At 59.1% G+C, this 15,774-nt stretch carries 14 protein-coding genes; 6 read left to right on the top strand and 8 right to left on the bottom strand.

Annotated elements, in window-relative coordinates; all coding sequences use genetic code 11:
* Positions 1 to 3 precede the first annotated feature (3 nt).
* From rplP to NANH_RS26095, 4 genes are all read left to right on the top strand, one after another.
* Positions 4 to 417, top strand: coding sequence for a 50S ribosomal protein L16 (rplP, locus tag NANH_RS0111680; RefSeq protein WP_027262208.1), 414 nt, complete (start codon positions 4 to 6; stop codon positions 415 to 417).
* A gap of 99 nt (positions 418 to 516) precedes the next feature.
* Entirely contained in the window at positions 517 to 1,134 is a 618-nt protein-coding gene (locus NANH_RS0111675; RefSeq protein WP_027262207.1) for a 2OG-Fe(II) oxygenase family protein, read from the top strand.
* 855 nt (positions 1,135 to 1,989) lie between these two features.
* On the top strand, positions 1,990 to 2,679 hold the full coding sequence (locus tag NANH_RS0111670; RefSeq protein WP_074920662.1) for a sugar transferase: 690 nt from the start codon (positions 1,990 to 1,992) through the stop codon (positions 2,677 to 2,679).
* An 88-nt stretch (positions 2,680 to 2,767) separates the two neighbouring features.
* The gene (locus NANH_RS26095; RefSeq protein WP_051372389.1) at positions 2,768 to 5,188 is read left to right on the top strand and encodes a tetratricopeptide repeat protein; all 2,421 of its coding nucleotides are present in this window, start codon (positions 2,768 to 2,770) and stop codon (positions 5,186 to 5,188) included.
* Positions 5,189 to 5,370: 182 nt separating this feature from the next.
* On the opposite strand, the gene NANH_RS0111660 is transcribed toward NANH_RS26095, so the two are convergent.
* On the bottom strand, positions 5,371 to 5,973 hold the full coding sequence (locus tag NANH_RS0111660) for a rhomboid family intramembrane serine protease (protein WP_245601451.1): 603 nt from the start codon (positions 5,971 to 5,973) through the stop codon (positions 5,371 to 5,373).
* A 363-nt stretch (positions 5,974 to 6,336) separates the two neighbouring features.
* On the opposite strand from NANH_RS0111660, the gene NANH_RS26090 reads away from it, so the two are divergent.
* Entirely contained in the window at positions 6,337 to 7,923 is a 1,587-nt protein-coding gene (locus tag NANH_RS26090; RefSeq protein WP_139236486.1) for a hypothetical protein, read from the top strand.
* A 26-nt stretch (positions 7,924 to 7,949) separates the two neighbouring features.
* Here NANH_RS26090 and NANH_RS0111650 read toward each other — a convergent pair whose 3' ends face one another.
* Both NANH_RS0111650 and NANH_RS0111645 read right to left on the bottom strand, forming a co-directional pair.
* Complete coding sequence (locus tag NANH_RS0111650) at positions 7,950 to 8,981, bottom strand: NAD-dependent epimerase/dehydratase family protein (RefSeq protein WP_027262204.1); 1,032 nt, start codon at positions 8,979 to 8,981, stop codon at positions 7,950 to 7,952.
* A 93-nt stretch (positions 8,982 to 9,074) separates the two neighbouring features.
* Entirely contained in the window at positions 9,075 to 10,148 is a 1,074-nt protein-coding gene (locus NANH_RS0111645; protein WP_036050738.1) for an OmpA family protein, read from the bottom strand.
* 222 nt (positions 10,149 to 10,370) lie between these two features.
* On the opposite strand from NANH_RS0111645, the gene NANH_RS0111640 reads away from it, so the two are divergent.
* A complete protein-coding gene (locus NANH_RS0111640; protein ID WP_027262202.1) occupies positions 10,371 to 11,840 on the top strand; it encodes a caspase family protein in 1,470 nt (489 codons plus the stop codon).
* Positions 11,841 to 11,849: 9 nt separating this feature from the next.
* Here the strand turns inward: NANH_RS0111640 and NANH_RS0111635 are convergent, their stop codons facing one another.
* The 5 genes from NANH_RS0111635 to NANH_RS0111615 are packed head-to-tail and all read right to left on the bottom strand — an operon-like array spanning position 11,850 to position 15,347.
* On the bottom strand, positions 11,850 to 13,442 hold the full coding sequence (locus NANH_RS0111635; protein ID WP_027262201.1) for a DUF4384 domain-containing protein: 1,593 nt from the start codon (positions 13,440 to 13,442) through the stop codon (positions 11,850 to 11,852).
* Positions 13,439 to 13,846: an ExbD/TolR family protein gene (locus tag NANH_RS0111630; RefSeq protein WP_027262200.1), complete on the bottom strand. Its 408-nt coding sequence runs from the start codon at positions 13,844 to 13,846 to the stop codon at positions 13,439 to 13,441. The genes NANH_RS0111635 and NANH_RS0111630 overlap by 4 nt, the downstream gene beginning before the upstream one ends.
* A complete protein-coding gene (locus NANH_RS0111625; RefSeq protein ID WP_051372385.1) occupies positions 13,843 to 14,265 on the bottom strand; it encodes an ExbD/TolR family protein in 423 nt (140 codons plus the stop codon). Before NANH_RS0111625 ends, NANH_RS0111630 begins: the two co-directional genes overlap by 4 nt.
* 20 nt (positions 14,266 to 14,285) lie before the next feature.
* Positions 14,286 to 14,912: a MotA/TolQ/ExbB proton channel family protein gene (locus tag NANH_RS0111620; protein WP_322786801.1), complete on the bottom strand. Its 627-nt coding sequence runs from the start codon at positions 14,910 to 14,912 to the stop codon at positions 14,286 to 14,288.
* Positions 14,913 to 15,347: a hypothetical protein gene (locus tag NANH_RS0111615; RefSeq protein WP_036049768.1), complete on the bottom strand. Its 435-nt coding sequence runs from the start codon at positions 15,345 to 15,347 to the stop codon at positions 14,913 to 14,915.
* Positions 15,348 to 15,774: the final 427 nt, after the last annotated feature.

Here is a 15,774-nt window from a genome sequence, read left to right as displayed (position 1 = left end):
ACCATGCTTCAACCAAAGCGTACTAAATTCCGCAAGATGCACAAAGGCCGGATCAAAGGCGAAGCAAAAGGCGGGTCGGATCTGAATTTCGGGACATTCGGGCTGAAAGCCCTGCAGCCCGAGCGTGTCACCGCGCGCCAGATCGAAGCGGCGCGTCGTGCTATGACCCGTCACATGAAGCGTCAGGGTCGGGTCTGGATCCGGATCTTCCCGGACACCCCCGTGACCTCCAAACCCACCGAAGTACGGATGGGTAAGGGTAAAGGTTCGGTCGATTTCTGGGCCGCCAAGGTCAAGCCGGGCCGGGTGATGTTCGAGATCGACGGAGTTGGCGAAGACATCGCGCGCGAGGCACTGCGCCTTGCAGCGATGAAGCTGCCGATCAAAACCCGCGTTGTGGTTCGCGAAGACTGGTAAGTCTTGTCGATGCCTATGACGCTGACCTGAAAAGCCAATGCCCCCGCCGAGAGATCGACGGGGGTTTTTCTTTGCACGCCAATGGATTAGACCGCTGTTATGGCCCAGATAGAATCTCTCTTTGCGACCCGCCTGTACCGTGCCTCGGTGAATGAATTCGGCAAGATTGACGCTGCCGAACTGGAAAAATCCTGTCTTGTCATTGCCGAAGATGACGAGGCTGGACAGGACTGGTGCGAGGAAAATGGATACCCCGGCTATACGTCATATGCCTCGCTGTCCGATCTGCCCTGGCGGTTCCCGATCTTTGCGGACTTGGTTGCGGTGCTTGACAAGCACGTGGCCGCATTTGCCGAGGATCTCGAATTTGATCTGGATGGGAAGGCGCTCAAGTTAGAGGATATATGGATAAACATCCTGCCCGAGGGCGGGATGCATGCATCCCACATCCATCCGCATTCTGTGATCAGCGGGACCACTTATGTGGCGATGCCGGAAGGTGCCAGCGCGTTGAAATTGGAAGACCCCCGTTCGGCGATGATGATGGCGGCACCGACACGGGTGAAAGGCGCACGGCGGGAATTGAAGCCATTTATATATGTCGCGCCCCAGGTCGGCGATGTGCTGCTTTGGGAAAGCTGGTTGCGCCATGAGGTGCCGATGAACATGGCAGAAGGCGAGCGGATCAGCGTCAGTTTCAACTACGCTTGGACGTGACGTGCCTGGCAGAACCTTCTTGCCCGGCGACGCATTGACATTGCCGTTGGCACTGTATCTGCGGGCGCCTGTGATCAGTTCAGAGGCCCGCCTGTGTCTGGATGGCCTATGGACAGCAGGCATCCACTGTCGCCCTCTGCGGTATTGACGTCCGGCGGGGGCCATGGCGGCTGCGGCAATTGTCTCAGCATCCCGATCACCGTTTTTGCGAACCATCACATACACATTGTCACAGAGATGCTCGTGCGCGATCGCGTTCATGTGTTCCTGTCGGTGCGACCGCAGGCCACATTTTTGCTCGTTAAAGCAAGGGATCAAGGGCCACTCATCCCGCCATATGGAGATGGGATTTGCGCAAGCGTTGCCAGAACCGGCGGTTTAGGGCGGTAGCGCTGTCTCGACCGCTTTCGGAAGTATCACGGACAATATCGTCCTCCAGTATCTGGAATTGTATTCCAGACGCGATGCGGTCGACACCAGCCGACAGGTGAATATTTCCGTTCGGACAATCCGAAAGAAGCCGCCGTCAGAATCAAGTGAGGGGGCGATTTTCAGAACTTTCCGACATTTCACACGTTAAGGTTGAGCGCCTATTTGAAATTGAACTTTGAGGGTTGATAGGGCGAAGGGGTATAGCGGCTATCAGATCTTTCCGCCCATTTGGTAAACGGGCTAAAAGTTGTTTTATTTCATGATGCTGGACCTAAAACGCCGCACATTTCATTCAAGAAAGCGGTTGTTTGTCCGCAAATTTTAGGCAATTATCATCCATGTCGAATGTACGAAGCGCAGGCAGTTCAGGCCTGCAATTTGTGGCGGCGCGTATTTTGGTGTGTGAGTTTAAGTGAGTGAAAGATGACTATTCAGATAAATGACCCGACGCGTCTGAGTGCGATGTCGATTTCAGAAGTTGTTACTACTCAACAGGTCCATAGGCTGGATTTTTATTCCAGTTTCGGCAAACGTGCCTTGGATATTGCTTTTGTGCTTCTGACATTGCCTGTCACGCTTCCGATGATGATCTTGGCGGCGCTACTGATTTCGCTGGACGGTGGCTCACCGATCTATGTTCAGCGTCGCGTCGGCAGAGGCGGACGCATCTTCAAGATGTTCAAGTTCCGGTCGATGGTCCCTGATGCGGAACGCGCCTTGCGCGAGCACCTGGAGGCCAATCCCGAAGCCTTGGCTGAATGGACCTACAGCCAGAAGTTGCGCAATGATCCGCGCGTGACGCGCTTGGGTTCCATCATGCGCAAATGCTCGCTGGATGAATTGCCGCAGCTCCTGAATGTTCTCTTGGGCGACATGTCGTTGATTGGCCCGCGTCCGATGATGGTTGACCAGACCAACATGTATCCGGGGCGCGCCTACTATTGGATGCGGCCAGGGATTTCCGGCCTGTGGCAGGTCACCGACCGCAATGACACTGCCTTTACGGCCCGTGCCCAGTATGACGACAAGTACTTTTACAAACTATCTTTTGCCAACGATTGCTCAATCTTGGCTAAAACCTTTGTTGTCGTGTTCCGCGGGACAGGCTACTGATTCCAGCGTAGCTACAATTACGTTAGGGAATCGTCAGAGTATGCATGTTGCGAGAAATCGTCTCCAGTCCTGGCTAAGTCGTATCGGCTTGGCTGCGGTTCTGGTTCTTGGTGTCGGCCTGACTTCGGCCTGCGATACGGCTGAAGAGCGGGCGGAAAATCACTACCAGACCGGCCTTACGCTCTTGGAAGAGGGCGATGTTTCTCGGGCACTGGTCGAATTTCGCAACGTATTCCAGTTGAATGCCAAGCACGAAGGTGCTCGGCTGGCCTATGCGCGGACCCAGCGTGAGCGAGGGTTGGTGCAGGATGCGTATGGCCATTACCTGCGGCTGGTGGAGCAATATCCCGACAACCTGGAAGGTCGCCGAGCGCTCGCCGAGATGGCGGTCGAAGCGCGCAACTGGGACGAGGCCGAACGTCATGTCGCCACCGCCCTTTCCTTGGCGCCAGACGATGTTCTTGTTCAGTCCATCGATAACACGGTGAAGTATTATAACGCCGTTCAGGACAAGAACGGTGAGGCACAGCAGGCCGCGATCATCAAGGCACAGGCGCTAGTCGACCAGGACGATACACTGTCCAGCGCCCGCGAAATAGTGCTGGACGATCTGCTGCGAAAAGAAGATTGGTATGCCGCGCTGGATGTGATCGACGAAGGGCTTGCCGTCGATCCGGACAACCGCCGCTATTACCAGATGCGTATGGCTGTCCTTCAGCGGGTCGGAGACCTGGACGGAATCGAAACCCAGCTGCGTGGCCTGATGGAACGCTATCCGGATGAGCGGGCGAACTACAAACAGATTCTCGTGCGGTTCCTGATGGCCCAGCAGAAACGCGAAGAAACCGAGGCGTTTCTGCGCGCGGACGCGGCCCGTGAAGGTGCCCAGACCGTTGATCAGGTACAGCTCGTTTCGTTTGTGGAACAGGTGTACGGCAACGAAAAGGCTCTTGCAGAGGTTGAAAAGCAGATTGCTGCCGGCGGACCCGAATTGGTGGCTTTCCGTGCGTTGAGGGCAAAGCTGAACTTTGAACTCGGGAAACGAGATGCTGCCATTGAGGAAATGGAAATTCTGATCGAAGGGGCGGATCGTACCGCTCAGATTCGTAGTTTTGAAGTCGATTTGGCGCGTATGCTGTTCCGTCAGAATAATGCCGTCGGTGCGCGTGCTCTGATCGAAAAGGTTCTGGCCGAAGATGCAACCCAGCCGGATGCTGTCAAGCTCAAGGCGAACTGGTTAATCGATGACGATGAAACCGGTGACGCGATCGTGATGCTGCGGGCGGCGCTCAACGAAACGCCGGAAGATCCGGTCCTGATGTCGCTTTTGGCGCGGGCCTATGACCGCGAAGGCAATCACGAGCTAAAGACTGAAATGCTGGCTCTGGCGGTTCCGGCCTCCGGTCAGGGGGTAACGGAATCGACCCGATACGCCAGCGTTCTGGTGGCTGATAACAAGCTGGTCGCGGCCGAAGGGGTGTTGATCGATTCGCTGCGCGTGAACCCCGGCGACATCACCTTGCTGGGTGGTCTTGGCGAAATCTACATCAAGATGGGTGACTGGGGGCGAGTCGATGGCGTGATTGACGACCTCAGGCGGCTGGACGATCCGCAGGCAAAGGTGCGTGCCACTACCTTGCAGGCGCAGAAACTTGCGCAGCAAAACAAGGGTGAAGATCTGACCGCGATGCTGGAAGGGTTGACCAATGATCCGGTGGTCGGGCGCAATGCCGAAATTGCGCTGCTGCGGACCAAGTTGGCCGAAGAAGGCCCGGAAGTCGCTCAGGTATACCTGGAAGAGCTGTTGGCGGAAACGCCCGAGGACCCATCTCTATTGTTCATGAAGGCTGGATTTCTGGCCGGCTTCGGCAAGGTAGACGAGGCAGAAGCGATTTTTGAGGAGCTTCTGGCTGAGAGCCCCAAAGAGCCCAACATCTGGATAGCGCTTTATCGGCTGAAGGCTCAATCGGGCGATACCGAAGGCGCGGTGACGGTTCTGGACAAGGCATTGGTCGAATTGCCAGAGGATGGAAACCTGTTGTGGGCCAAGGCCGGGCAGTTGGAACGCGACGGCGATATCGAAGGCGCAATCGGGATCTATGAGACGATGTATGCGCAGAACTCGAACTCGATGATTGTTGCCAACAATCTCGCCAGCCTGCTTTCCAATTACCGCACCGACGAAGCCAGCCTTGATCGCGCCTATACTGTGTCGCGGCGTCTGCGCGACAGTGATGTCGCGGCGTTCCAGGATACATTCGGCTGGATCACTTTCAAGCGCGGCGATCGGGAAACTTCGCTTGATTACCTGAGAGCAGCGGCCTCGGGGCTACCCAACGATCCCACGGTGCAATACCATCTGGCGGTTAATCTTGCCGCTCTGGCCCGAAACCAGGAGGCGCTGGATCAATTCCGAAAAGTTGTCGAGTTGACCGACCCAGACAACCCACCGGCGTTCGCGGATGAAGTAGCGGCCGAGATCGCACGGCTGGAAGCGGCAGCGAATTAGGCCGTCCCGAGGCACGATGCGCTAGTAACAGGACCACCGCTCGCTTTCGAAATGATTGTGATCGGTGGTCCTTATCGGTTCTCTTCGGAACTTTTATCCATGCGATCAAGGTGCGCGGGGCCGTTGATCTTCGCGGGATGCTGGCACCACCGGCCCGCAGTTGCGATCCCGGAAAGGGCGCGTCAGGTTGCTTCGGGTCCTTTGCGCGGAATGACCAGGGTGGCAGCGAGCCATCCGGTCAGGAAACCACCCAAATGGGCCTCCCAAGCCAATTGACCGTCCTGTATGAACCAGAACAGCGCGTTTAGGACGATCAGGCCGAAGACGTCCAGGACCAGAGATCTCCGGTTGAATCCCTGCTGTGCCGAAAAGAACCAATCTTGCCATTTCCAGGCACCGACCAGGCCAAATAATGCGCCGGATGCACCGACCATCGGTTGTGTGCTGTTGGTGAGCAAGGCAAAGCCTAATCCGCCCCCGATGCCCGAGATCAGGTAGATCGCCGCAAACCATCCCTGGCCCACGCGCTCTACAAGAATGCGGCCCACCAGAACCAGGATCAGCATGTTACCCGCAAGATGTGCCAGGCTGGCATGCAGTCCCTGATGGGTCACGAACATCACCCAAGGTTGCGCCGGATAGTTCGGTCGCCAGTTGTCTAGCAGACCAACCCAGAATGCGCCGTATTGATAGGCCAGCGCACGCCAGCGCACGCTGCCGATCAGGCCGTAGTCAGCGGCTTGCAGGATCAGTTCAACGCCGCAGGTCAGAATCAGAATGAACAATACGATTGGAGATGGCCGCCAAGACCTTACAGGCTGGCGCTCGGATCGAATCGCGGTATCTTCCTGCCCCGGCATGACCCTTGTTTGCCGCGTGGCTGGCCAAACGGCAAGAGGGTCCGCGGTAAAGTCAAAGAGTTCAATGCGCTCCGTTGGCCAAGGGCCTTCAAAATCGGCCCACGTTGCGCCAGAGCCATCCCGGTCATGACTCAGAGATACTTCGGCTGTGTTTGGCCCGCGGAACATTGGGCGCGGTCGCAACTTCGAACCCCAATGTTTCGGCAATGCTTTGCGGGTATCAAAAGGCAGGGTATGCCTGAGTGGCCGGATAAGCAGCGGATAGCGACAGAGAGGGAAAGCAAGGAGATGAAAGTGAGAATGCGGTTCATCTGGACAGCGGTGTATGTTGCGCTCCTGACGGCAGGTGGCTTTCCCGGCTATGCAGCTGATGTGGCGCTGGGTGCAAAGGATTTGCGCCGCATCGGGACCGGGCCGCTGATCGCGCAGGACGTTGCCGGATTGCCGGCTGATCCGGATCTTCCAGTTGTCGACCCGAATGCAATGTCCCCTGAAGCGCGCCAGTTGCAGGGACTTGTTGCGCGGGGCGTGTCTCAGGGCTTTGGCGGCATCCTTTACGACAATCGCGACCGGGCTCATTCCTTGCTCAGCCGATCGCTGTTTCCGAACCTGACTTTTCTGACCTATGACGCGCAACTGACCAAGCAGGGGCTGGACTATGGGTTGGCGGGCGGAATTTTGATTCCCGCGCTGGTTTTCGGAAATTCCTCCACGGCGCTGACCTCGGGGCTGAATGCGCGCAGCCAAGTTCGGCTGGCGATGACCACTCCGGGCGGCCCGGCACGGGGATTCCGCGATTATATCGCCAACAGCCTGTATATCTACCCCGAGCATCGCGACCATGATGCGGTTGATATGTATCCCGCCAATTGGCCCTATACGCTGACCAGCCAAGGGTCGTCCGGATCTGATGGACCCTTCATGGCTGCGGTGGCGATGACCCTCGCGGCGTTTCCCGCCGATACCCGTGCGGCTCTGGAAACGGCGGGCTTGGTTGCTCCGACCGTGCAGATGATCCTGCGCCGCAATCTGTCGATGGTGCGGACGCGGGCCAACTATCTGTCTGCGGCGGCGCATCCCACCGTCTTTTCATCGGAATGGCTCCAGCCGGGCCGGATGATTGGGCAGGCGGCGGGCCTGCGTCCCGAAGATATTCCGCCGCTGGTCCGACTTCGGGTACTTGACGAGGGGTTTGTCAACAAGGCGGGATTGCCGGGCAAGGACGAGCATCTGTTCACGACCCCGTCCGCGATTGCGCGGATCTGGCGCAATCTGGACTGGCAACGCGAAATGACCGTCACCGCCGCGCCAACCGGCGATCCGAACGGGCACGACCTGCGCTTTGACTGGATCTTGCTGCGTGGCGACCCTGAACATGTCCGGATCGAACCGCTGGACCAAGATGGCGTGTCGGCACGAATCACGGTGGATTGGCACGACATGTTTGTATTGCCTGCCCGCAGCACCGACGATATCGCGCGCCAGTCGTCTCGGGTGGACATCGGGGTCTTTGCCTGGAACGGACGCGCCGACAGCGCCCCTGCTATTATCTCAATCAGCTTTCCAACCCACCAGAGCCGCCAGTATCAGCCGGGGCCGGACGGTGTCATGCGTCTGATTGAAGTCGATTACGATGCAATCGAGCGCGGCGCCTATTTCGATCCGGTGCTGCACTGGTCAGCTCCCTGGACCGACCGTTTCGCCTATCTCGCGGATGGCACACTGGGGGGGTGGAGCCGCGAAGAGAATGGAATGCTGACGCAGTTTGATGCGCGAGGGAACCCGGTTGCCGGTGGGCGTGTGATTTATCAGCTCGGCAGAGATCGCAAAAAGCTGCCCCAGCTGCAGTACAAGATAGTTGATGAACAGGGGTAGCCCAGATTTGGCCCCTTGCATGAACGTCACGCTTGATAATAGTCGCGATACCAGCTGACAAAGGCGCGCAGGCCATCGCGCAGATCGGTTTTGGGCGCATAGCCGGTCAGGCGGTGCAACAGATCCGCATTGGCCCAGGTCGCCGGAACGTCGCCCTTTTGCATCTCCATATAATTGCGCTTCGCTTTCATCCCAAGGCTGTCCTCGATCGCTTCGATGAAATCCAGCAGCCGGACCTTGTCCGAGTTGCCGATGTTAACAATGCGGAACGGGGCCACCGGCGACAGGCTGTCGCCCTCCGCGATGTCAGCGGCGGAAGCGGGGCGTTGGGGTACAACGTCGATCAACAGTCGAATTCCGCGCACCAGATCGCCGACATAGGTAAAGTCGCGGTACATGTCGCCGTGATTGTAAACATCGATGGGCTCGCCGTTCAGGATGGCCTTGGTGAACTTGAAATAGGCCAGATCGGGCCGCCCCCAAGGCCCGTAGACGGTGAAAAAACGGAACATGGTCGTCGGCAGGTTCCATAGATGAGCATAGGCATGCCCCATACTTTCATTGGCTTTCTTGGTCGCTGCGTAAATGGTCAACTGCCCATCCGCCTTGTCGGTTTCTGCAAAGGGCATATCTTCGTTCGCCCCATAAATCGACGAGGTCGACGCCATCAGCAGATGCCGCACCTGCAATTGGCGTGCGGCCTCCATCACGTTGAACGTGCCGATGACATTGCTTTCCAGATACGAGCGGGGATTCTCCAGCGAATAGCGGACACCGGCCTGACCGGCCAAATGCACGATGACATCCGGCTCAAAGGTGCCTGCGACACGCTTTACTGCATCTGCGTCCTCCAGCATGGCCTCGGTGGCGGTGAAGTGGGGCGACTGCGACAACAACTGGTGGCGTCTCTGTTTCAGGGTGACATCATAATAATCCGTCATCCCGTCGAAACCCTGTACCCTGAACCCCTCGTTCAGTAGCAGGCGGGCCAGATGGAACCCGATAAAGCCGGCGGTTCCTGTGACCAGAACCCTGGGTTTGGCGGCGGCGTCAGGCATCGATAGTCGTCCGTTCAGAGAGGTATGGGGGAGCCATCGAACGCCCGGCTGCGATGTGCAGCCGGGCGGTGTGGTGATGAGTGAACTGTCCGCTCAGTTGATGACGGAAAACTCGATACGCCGATTCCTGGCCTTGTTCTGCGCGGTGGTGTTGTCCACCAGGGGACGGGCTTCGCCATAGCCGACGACCGCCATGCGGCTCGCGGGAACGCCCTTGGATTGCAGATATGACGCGACCGAAGCGGCACGCCGTTCGCTGAGGCTCTGGTTGGCTGCATTGCTTCCGTCGGAATCCGTATGGCCGCTGATTTCGATGTTCAGGTCCGGGCAGCGGTTGACGATGTCATGAAGGTTGTCGAGCAGCGGTGTGCTTTTCCCGTCCAGCCGGGCACTGCCCGTTCTGAAATAGATATTGCCGGTGCGCGACAGGATCTCGAACCGGCCCACACAGGCTTCGCGGTCCAGATTACCCCTGGTTTCCAGCGCGGCGGAGCCCGGCGCGACCGCGTTCGTCAGAACGGCGGTGTCCGGCGGGGTGCCGGGGCTGGCGCGGTCGAATACGAAGTCGAAACTGACCACACCCAGCGGAGCGATATCGACATTGGCTGCCTCTTGCAGCTTTGTGCGGCCTTCTTCCAGATTGTGTTCGGCCAGCGTCACGGCGATCGGGGTGGTCGTGGATACCGCCACCCGGTCGTTGCTGATCAGGGTCACCGCCACCTCTGCGGTTTTGGTGACGGTCACGCCATGCAACGCAACGGTGTATTCAACGTCGATCATCTTGCGACGGGTGGCATGCAGATCAGTCAGCAGCGCGGGGTCCAGCTGTACGGTGATGGTGGTTTCCGGATGCAGGAAGGTCTCAAAGAACAGGAACCGCATCCGCACGTTGCGCAGGTCGACCTTGGTATCGACCGAGTCCATCAGAACCCGGATCTGGGCCTTGCCGTCCTGGGTGATCAGCCCGCTGATGGTCGCGAACTTGTTGGTTTCAGCCAGGTTGCCTTTCTTGATCGACATGAACCGCAATTCCGAGGCTTGGGAATCCAGAACCCAGCCGTTCTCGAACGGGTCCGCACTTTGGGCCTGAGCGCCAAGACTGACCGCGAGCAGGGTCCAGAAGCTAAGAATAAGCGACAGCAGCGCCCGGCGCGCAAAAATGGTCATCATGTCAGTCCTTGCATTTTTTAGCGACAAAAAGGATTTCTACACAAATGGCTGGCACCATTTGATCACAGTAACAGGAAACTTGCACCCATGAAGAAGAAAAGCGATAGTTGTATTGAAAATACGCAATACATGCAGCATGCACGGAACACCTGATACTCGGCTACAACTTGGTCAAGCCCCGGACATCTGGGCGCAGGAACAGGAACACAGGAATTGCCAGTGCGCACAGCCCTAAGACTTTTCTGCCTTCTTCTGACGGTGTTTGCGACGCCGCTTGCGGCACAGGATCGCTTGGCCCTCGTGGTCGGAAACTCGGCCTATGGCACGGTGACGCCGCTGGACAACCCATCCTATGATGCGCGTCTGATTGCCGAAACGCTTGAAAGGCTGGATTTTCAGGTCACGTTGTTGCTGGACAGCAATCAGACCGAAATGAAACGTGGCATCGCCCGGTTCGGTCGCGATTTGCGCAACGCGGGTTCGGATGCCACAGGTCTGTTTTATTATGCCGGGCACGGGGTGCAGTCTTATGGCACCAACTATCTGTTGCCGGTCGATGTTGCGCTGAACGATGCCGCCGATCTCGACCTGGTCGCCGTCGAGGCCCAGTCGGTATTGCGTCAGATGTTTTCGGCGCGCAACAAGACAAATATCGTGATCCTGGATGCCTGCCGCAACAATCCGTTCAGCGACATCCCCGAATTCAATGACAACGGTCTGGCCGAGATGCAGGCGCCGACCGGCACTTTTCTGGCCTATGCCACGGCACCGGGCGGTGTGGCGCTGGACGGGCTGGACGGCAACAGCCCCTTCACCCGCGCGCTGGCCCAGCAGATGTCGACACCGGGCCTGCGGATCGAACAGATGTTCAAGAAGGTCCGCGTCGAGGTGATCGAGCAGACCAGCGGTAAGCAGACCCCGTGGGACGCGTCTTCGCTGACCAACGATTTCGTTTTTGCCGAGGAAGAGCCGATGAGTTCGGAAGAGTTGCAGGAACTGCAACTGTGGAATTCGGTTCAGGCGTCGGGCGATCCGGTGCAGATCATGTTGTTTCTGCGCGGCTATTCGGAGGGCAAATATGCCCCGGACGCGCGCAAGCTTCTGGCTGTCCTGATGGAACGGGAACTGACCGATCCAGCACCGCCCAAACCGGCCCCGGTCGCCGCCGGGCCGTCCGAGACGGAACAGAAGATGTTCGAGGCGGCGCAGGCGGCTGCAAGCCTCCAGGGCTATCAGTCCTATCTGGATGCCTTCCCAGAGGGTATCTTTGCCGAATTCGCCAATCAGGAACTCGTCGCTTTGCGTAAGAAAGAGGGGCATGATCCAGTGGGCCAGGGCGTGACGCCCGAACCGGCTGTGACGGCAAACCAGGAACCTGAGCCATCCGCAGAACCCGGTTCCGTGACCTTCGGGTCTGCGCTCCAATCGGACCTTGCTGCCATATCGGGGCGCTCGATTTCCGAGTTGATTGCAAGCTCGCCGCTCTATCCGCCGATCGAGGGCCTGCCTGAGGCTTATTGGAAGGACAAGACCTGTTCCAATTGTCACCAGTGGACCCAGGATCGCCTGTGCACGCAGGCGAACTCGTATCTAAGCCTGAACATGCAACGCTCGCTGGACAAGAAACATCCGTTCGGTGGCGTTCTCAAGCGCAATCTCAAGGCATGGGCCGCTGGTGGATGCAAGTGACCGACGGTTTTATCTCTCTGCCGTCGTGACAAAGAAATAGACCCATTCGCCCTTGAAGTCCGGATTGGTATCGCGCGCTTTTGCGACGCGGGTCCTCAGCCATTCCAGGTATGCGACCGTCGGCTCTTGCAGCGGGCGCAAACCGTAATACATGGGTGCCGATGCCGCAAAGGCCACTGCGATCTCTTGTCCGTATGGCGGCCCGATGAAGATTTGCAGCCCTTCGTCTTCGGGGGCGCTGGCACCGACGCGAAACGCGGTTTCAGCCGCCACCAGCCGCAGAGGGGTCCTGTCGTTCGGCACGAGGTGCAGAACGTTGCCGCCGGCATCAAAATAATCGACATAGATATAGGCGTCGTAATCTGGAGCCGTCAGGTCAAAGAACAACCGATCATCCGCCACGAAGTCCAACACTCGCGTGTGAGTGTCTGCGCCAATCAAAAGGGGGTTGGTGATCTGGTCCGTCGATTGCGGCAACCCAACCTTTGCAATCCCCGTCAACGCCCCGCATTGTGGGCGTGGCAGGATCAGGATCTTGTCCGAGATGGTTATATCCGCTCCCATCTTGGCCTGTAGCGCCGCCAACACCGGCGCGCGAAGATCGGCTTCGGGCACATGTCCGTTGACCTGCAAGGTCGCACTGTCGGGGTCAAACCCCACCTGCAGCCGTGCACAGGGGACCTGCGCCAGCAGGGCGGAGACGCCGTCGCGCAATCCATCAGCCGATCCGCCAACATCACCGGGCCGCACAAAGCTCTGGAAGGCGGCCAGCGAAACCGGGTCGATGTCACCGTCCCCGCCACCCGCAAAGGCCAACGCCGCTTTCAACCGCTTGGGCTGATGCTGCATTTCGGCGGCGGCCTGAGATACGGTGGCTGCGGGCGCGGCCGATTGGGTTGCAGGTATGGCTTGGGCGGCGGGCGCGGTATCAAGGCCTTGGGCGGGGACCGCTGGTGCGACGGCAGTCGCCGATGCAAGGGGCGCGGAATTCGGTGATGCAGAGGGCAAGGGGTCAGTTTTCTGCCGCATGGCGGCGAGCGTCGCGGCCCCGGCGGGGCTGCGCGGTGGCAGTGTCATCGATGGAGCCGAAGCCAACCCAATAGGTTCGGGCCTGGCCGGACGTGAAGCCAGTGAATCGCGGGTCGCCTCCGCCTCGCTCAGCTTGGTCCCGGCACTGTCACCGGGCATCAGAGGGGCCGGACGGACTGTGGAGAGACGCGCCGATTGTGTCGCCATCACGCCTATATCGGCCAAATTGCCGACCACCTGCCCGACCTCGCGCGCAGGCTCGACAGGCGCGCTCAACGGATGCGCCGCTGCGGCATCGACCGGGGTGGCGCGCGCGCGCGATTGTGCAATGGCCCCCGAAGCCATGGCCGTCGTCTCGGTCGCAGAGCGCCTGGCGACCTCGGAATCGATCGGCCGTTCGGGTGCCGTTGCGCGGTCCAGCCGATAGGCCTGAACGTCCAGGGCGCTGGCGGGCATCTGCTGTTGCTGCACCGGTTCGGGGCGCAATGTTGCTGACAAGATGCCCAACATCATCGCATGGGCGAACACAGACCCACCGGCCCCCGCAACCCAGATCGCCGCACGACCGGTCATGGCTGACTCGCAGGTGTGACAACCAGAACCATGTCCTTGATGCCTGCGGCTTCGGCGATCGCAACCAGCGGAAGCACATGCCGCAGTTCGGCGTCGCGATGGGCGTTGACGCGCAGGCGCAGATCGCTGTCCTGCGCCAAGGCCCGGGCCAGCGCCGTGTCAAGTTCGGTGCGCGCGATGGTGGTTCCGTCCAACGCCAATGTCCCGTCCCTGGATACAGCCAGCGTTGCTCCGCCCGCCGGCATATCGCGGCCCGTGATGGCAAACGGTGGGTCAACGTCGAACGGAGCGGTTGCGTCCATGCGCCCGATCAGCATGAAGAACACCAGTAGAAAAAATACCACGTCGATCAGCGCGATGATGGTTTCCGAATGTTGCGCGCGGGTCGGGCGATCCAATTTCACGGCTGCGCCTCCAGCCGGATTACCCGCAGCCGGACCGCCCCGGCGCGCGTTGCGGTATCCATGACGGTGATCAACGCCTGAGTTGTCGCCGCGCCCGAGGGCAGGACCAGCACCTGTGTCAGCGGATCGTCTGCCAACCGTTCAGTCAACAAGGCCGAAAGGCTGTCGTGGCTCAGGGCGCGGCCCTGGGTTACTGGCACGCCGTCGGCGGCCAGCCGTATCAGCACTGTGCCGCCAGAGGCCAAGCCGGATCCGCCGGCCCGTTCCTGCTGACGCATGGCGGGAATCATGTCGAGGTTCAGATAGGTAGATGTGACCATAAAGAACACCAGCAGAATCAGCATCACATCGATCATCGGCACCAGCGAAATCAGCGGTCCGGATCGCCGTGGTCTGCCGAGTTTCACGCTGCTGGCCATGGGGCCAAATCCCCCTTACATCAAAGCTCTGGGTGGTCCTCGATCAGCAGTAACCGGCCCACCGCGCTTTCGATCATCTGCGCCGCACTTTCGATTCGCGCCGACATCAGGCCCGCACCCACCGCCGCCGGAATCGCCACCAACAGCCCGGCTGCCGTCGTCAGCAAGGCCTGCCAGATACCGCCCGCCAATACCGAGGCATTTGCCGCACCCTCGGCCAGTTCCAACTCTTGGAACGACTGGATCATTCCCAGGACGGTCCCCAGCAATCCCAGCAGCGGAGAAATCATGGCGATCACTTCCAGCATCCGGATCATGCCGTTCATCCGTGCCAGTTCGTCGTTGCCGAGACGGGTCAGCTCCGCCTCAAGCGCCGGCCCTTTAATACCTTTGGTCAGGGCCTGCATGGCATAGACCGTGATCCGGTCTGCCGGAGATTTTCCATGCTCCAGCGTGGCTTTGGCCGCGTGCTTGTCGCCTTCAGCCCATTGCTCAAAGGCCTGTGTGCGGCGCGCAACTCCGGACCGGCTGTGCCAGAGTTGCAGGATCTTGATGACGATGAGCGCCCAGGACAGCAGCGACAAAACCGCCAGCAGCGCCATGATCGGCCCGCCCGCCCCAAGGCCTGCAAAAGTGGTCGGCATCATCTATTTGACCAGCGCAGCAGCGGCCCTGCTGTTCAGGTCAAGAATTGGGAAACAGTCGATTTCGTCCTCGTTCTGCGGTTTGCACGAAGACACTTCGTGCAGCAGGATTTCGGAGATATTGGCACAAGTCGTATCGGGAATTTCGAACAGTTTCAGCGTCGTGCGGGCCACCGGCAATGGAGCTGCGTCGATCGACAACAGGCGGTCGATGACCCCATTTCCGTCCAGTATCGCCAAGGACATCTCAAAGCCTTCAAAGCTGGTATCGGTCTGATTGCGAAACAGAAAGAAGGCCCGGCATCCCCCGCTGTCGATTTCCTCAAACTTGTTCAACTCGACTGTCAATCGCCCCGGGTCAGCCGACGCCGCCACCGGAGCGAGCGTGAGTGGGATAACAAGCGCAAATGCGGCTATCAAATGGGTCTTGGTGGTCATGTCGGTCTCCGGTCTGGTGCGTCAATAAAAGGGGAGACATGTCTGAACTGCCTTTCCCTGCAAGCATTTTGTCGATGATCCTTTGACCCTGCTTTCATGTATTCGGCCTTTCAACGGAGCGGTTCGGCAGGCCCTGACCAGAATGGGACCTCGTGCGTGCTGTGTCTTGTCAGCCCATTGCGTTGTGAGCGGCGTTCGGTCACAGAACGATCCAATGCGAGGCGCACCGCTGCAGGCTTCCATCGCTACATCTCCTCCGCACAGCCCGACAACAGGTATCGCCGAATGCGTTTGCGACACACAGCCGCTCCCGTCGCAGCCAGCCCCGCAAGGCTGCAAACGGTCTGGCCCGGATCGATCCCCAAACCGCCGATCCCATCGGAACGCTCCTCTTATCCACCAATGCCCCCAACACCAGCTGCGATCT

Source organism: Sedimentitalea nanhaiensis DSM 24252 (assembly GCF_000473225.1).
Lineage (GTDB): Bacteria > Pseudomonadota > Alphaproteobacteria > Rhodobacterales > Rhodobacteraceae > Sedimentitalea > Sedimentitalea nanhaiensis.
This window is presented reverse-complemented; position numbering and strand designations above follow the sequence as displayed.

Coding starts and splice junctions, on each gene's coding strand:
- NANH_RS0111650 (WP_027262204.1), bottom strand. CDS start 8,981: ATGCCTGACGCCGCCGCCAAACCCAGGGTTCTGGTCACAGGAACCGCC.
- NANH_RS0111670 (WP_074920662.1), top strand. CDS start 1,990: ATGACTATTCAGATAAATGACCCGACGCGTCTGAGTGCGATGTCGATT.
- NANH_RS26090 (WP_139236486.1), top strand. CDS start 6,337: ATGAAAGTGAGAATGCGGTTCATCTGGACAGCGGTGTATGTTGCGCTC.
- NANH_RS0111645 (WP_036050738.1), bottom strand. CDS start 10,148: ATGACCATTTTTGCGCGCCGGGCGCTGCTGTCGCTTATTCTTAGCTTC.
- rplP (WP_027262208.1), top strand. CDS start 4: ATGCTTCAACCAAAGCGTACTAAATTCCGCAAGATGCACAAAGGCCGG.
- NANH_RS0111675 (WP_027262207.1), top strand. CDS start 517: ATGGCCCAGATAGAATCTCTCTTTGCGACCCGCCTGTACCGTGCCTCG.
- NANH_RS0111615 (WP_036049768.1), bottom strand. CDS start 15,347: ATGACCACCAAGACCCATTTGATAGCCGCATTTGCGCTTGTTATCCCA.
- NANH_RS0111635 (WP_027262201.1), bottom strand. CDS start 13,442: ATGACCGGTCGTGCGGCGATCTGGGTTGCGGGGGCCGGTGGGTCTGTG.
- NANH_RS0111620 (WP_322786801.1), bottom strand. CDS start 14,912: ATGATGCCGACCACTTTTGCAGGCCTTGGGGCGGGCGGGCCGATCATG.
- NANH_RS0111625 (WP_051372385.1), bottom strand. CDS start 14,265: ATGGCCAGCAGCGTGAAACTCGGCAGACCACGGCGATCCGGACCGCTG.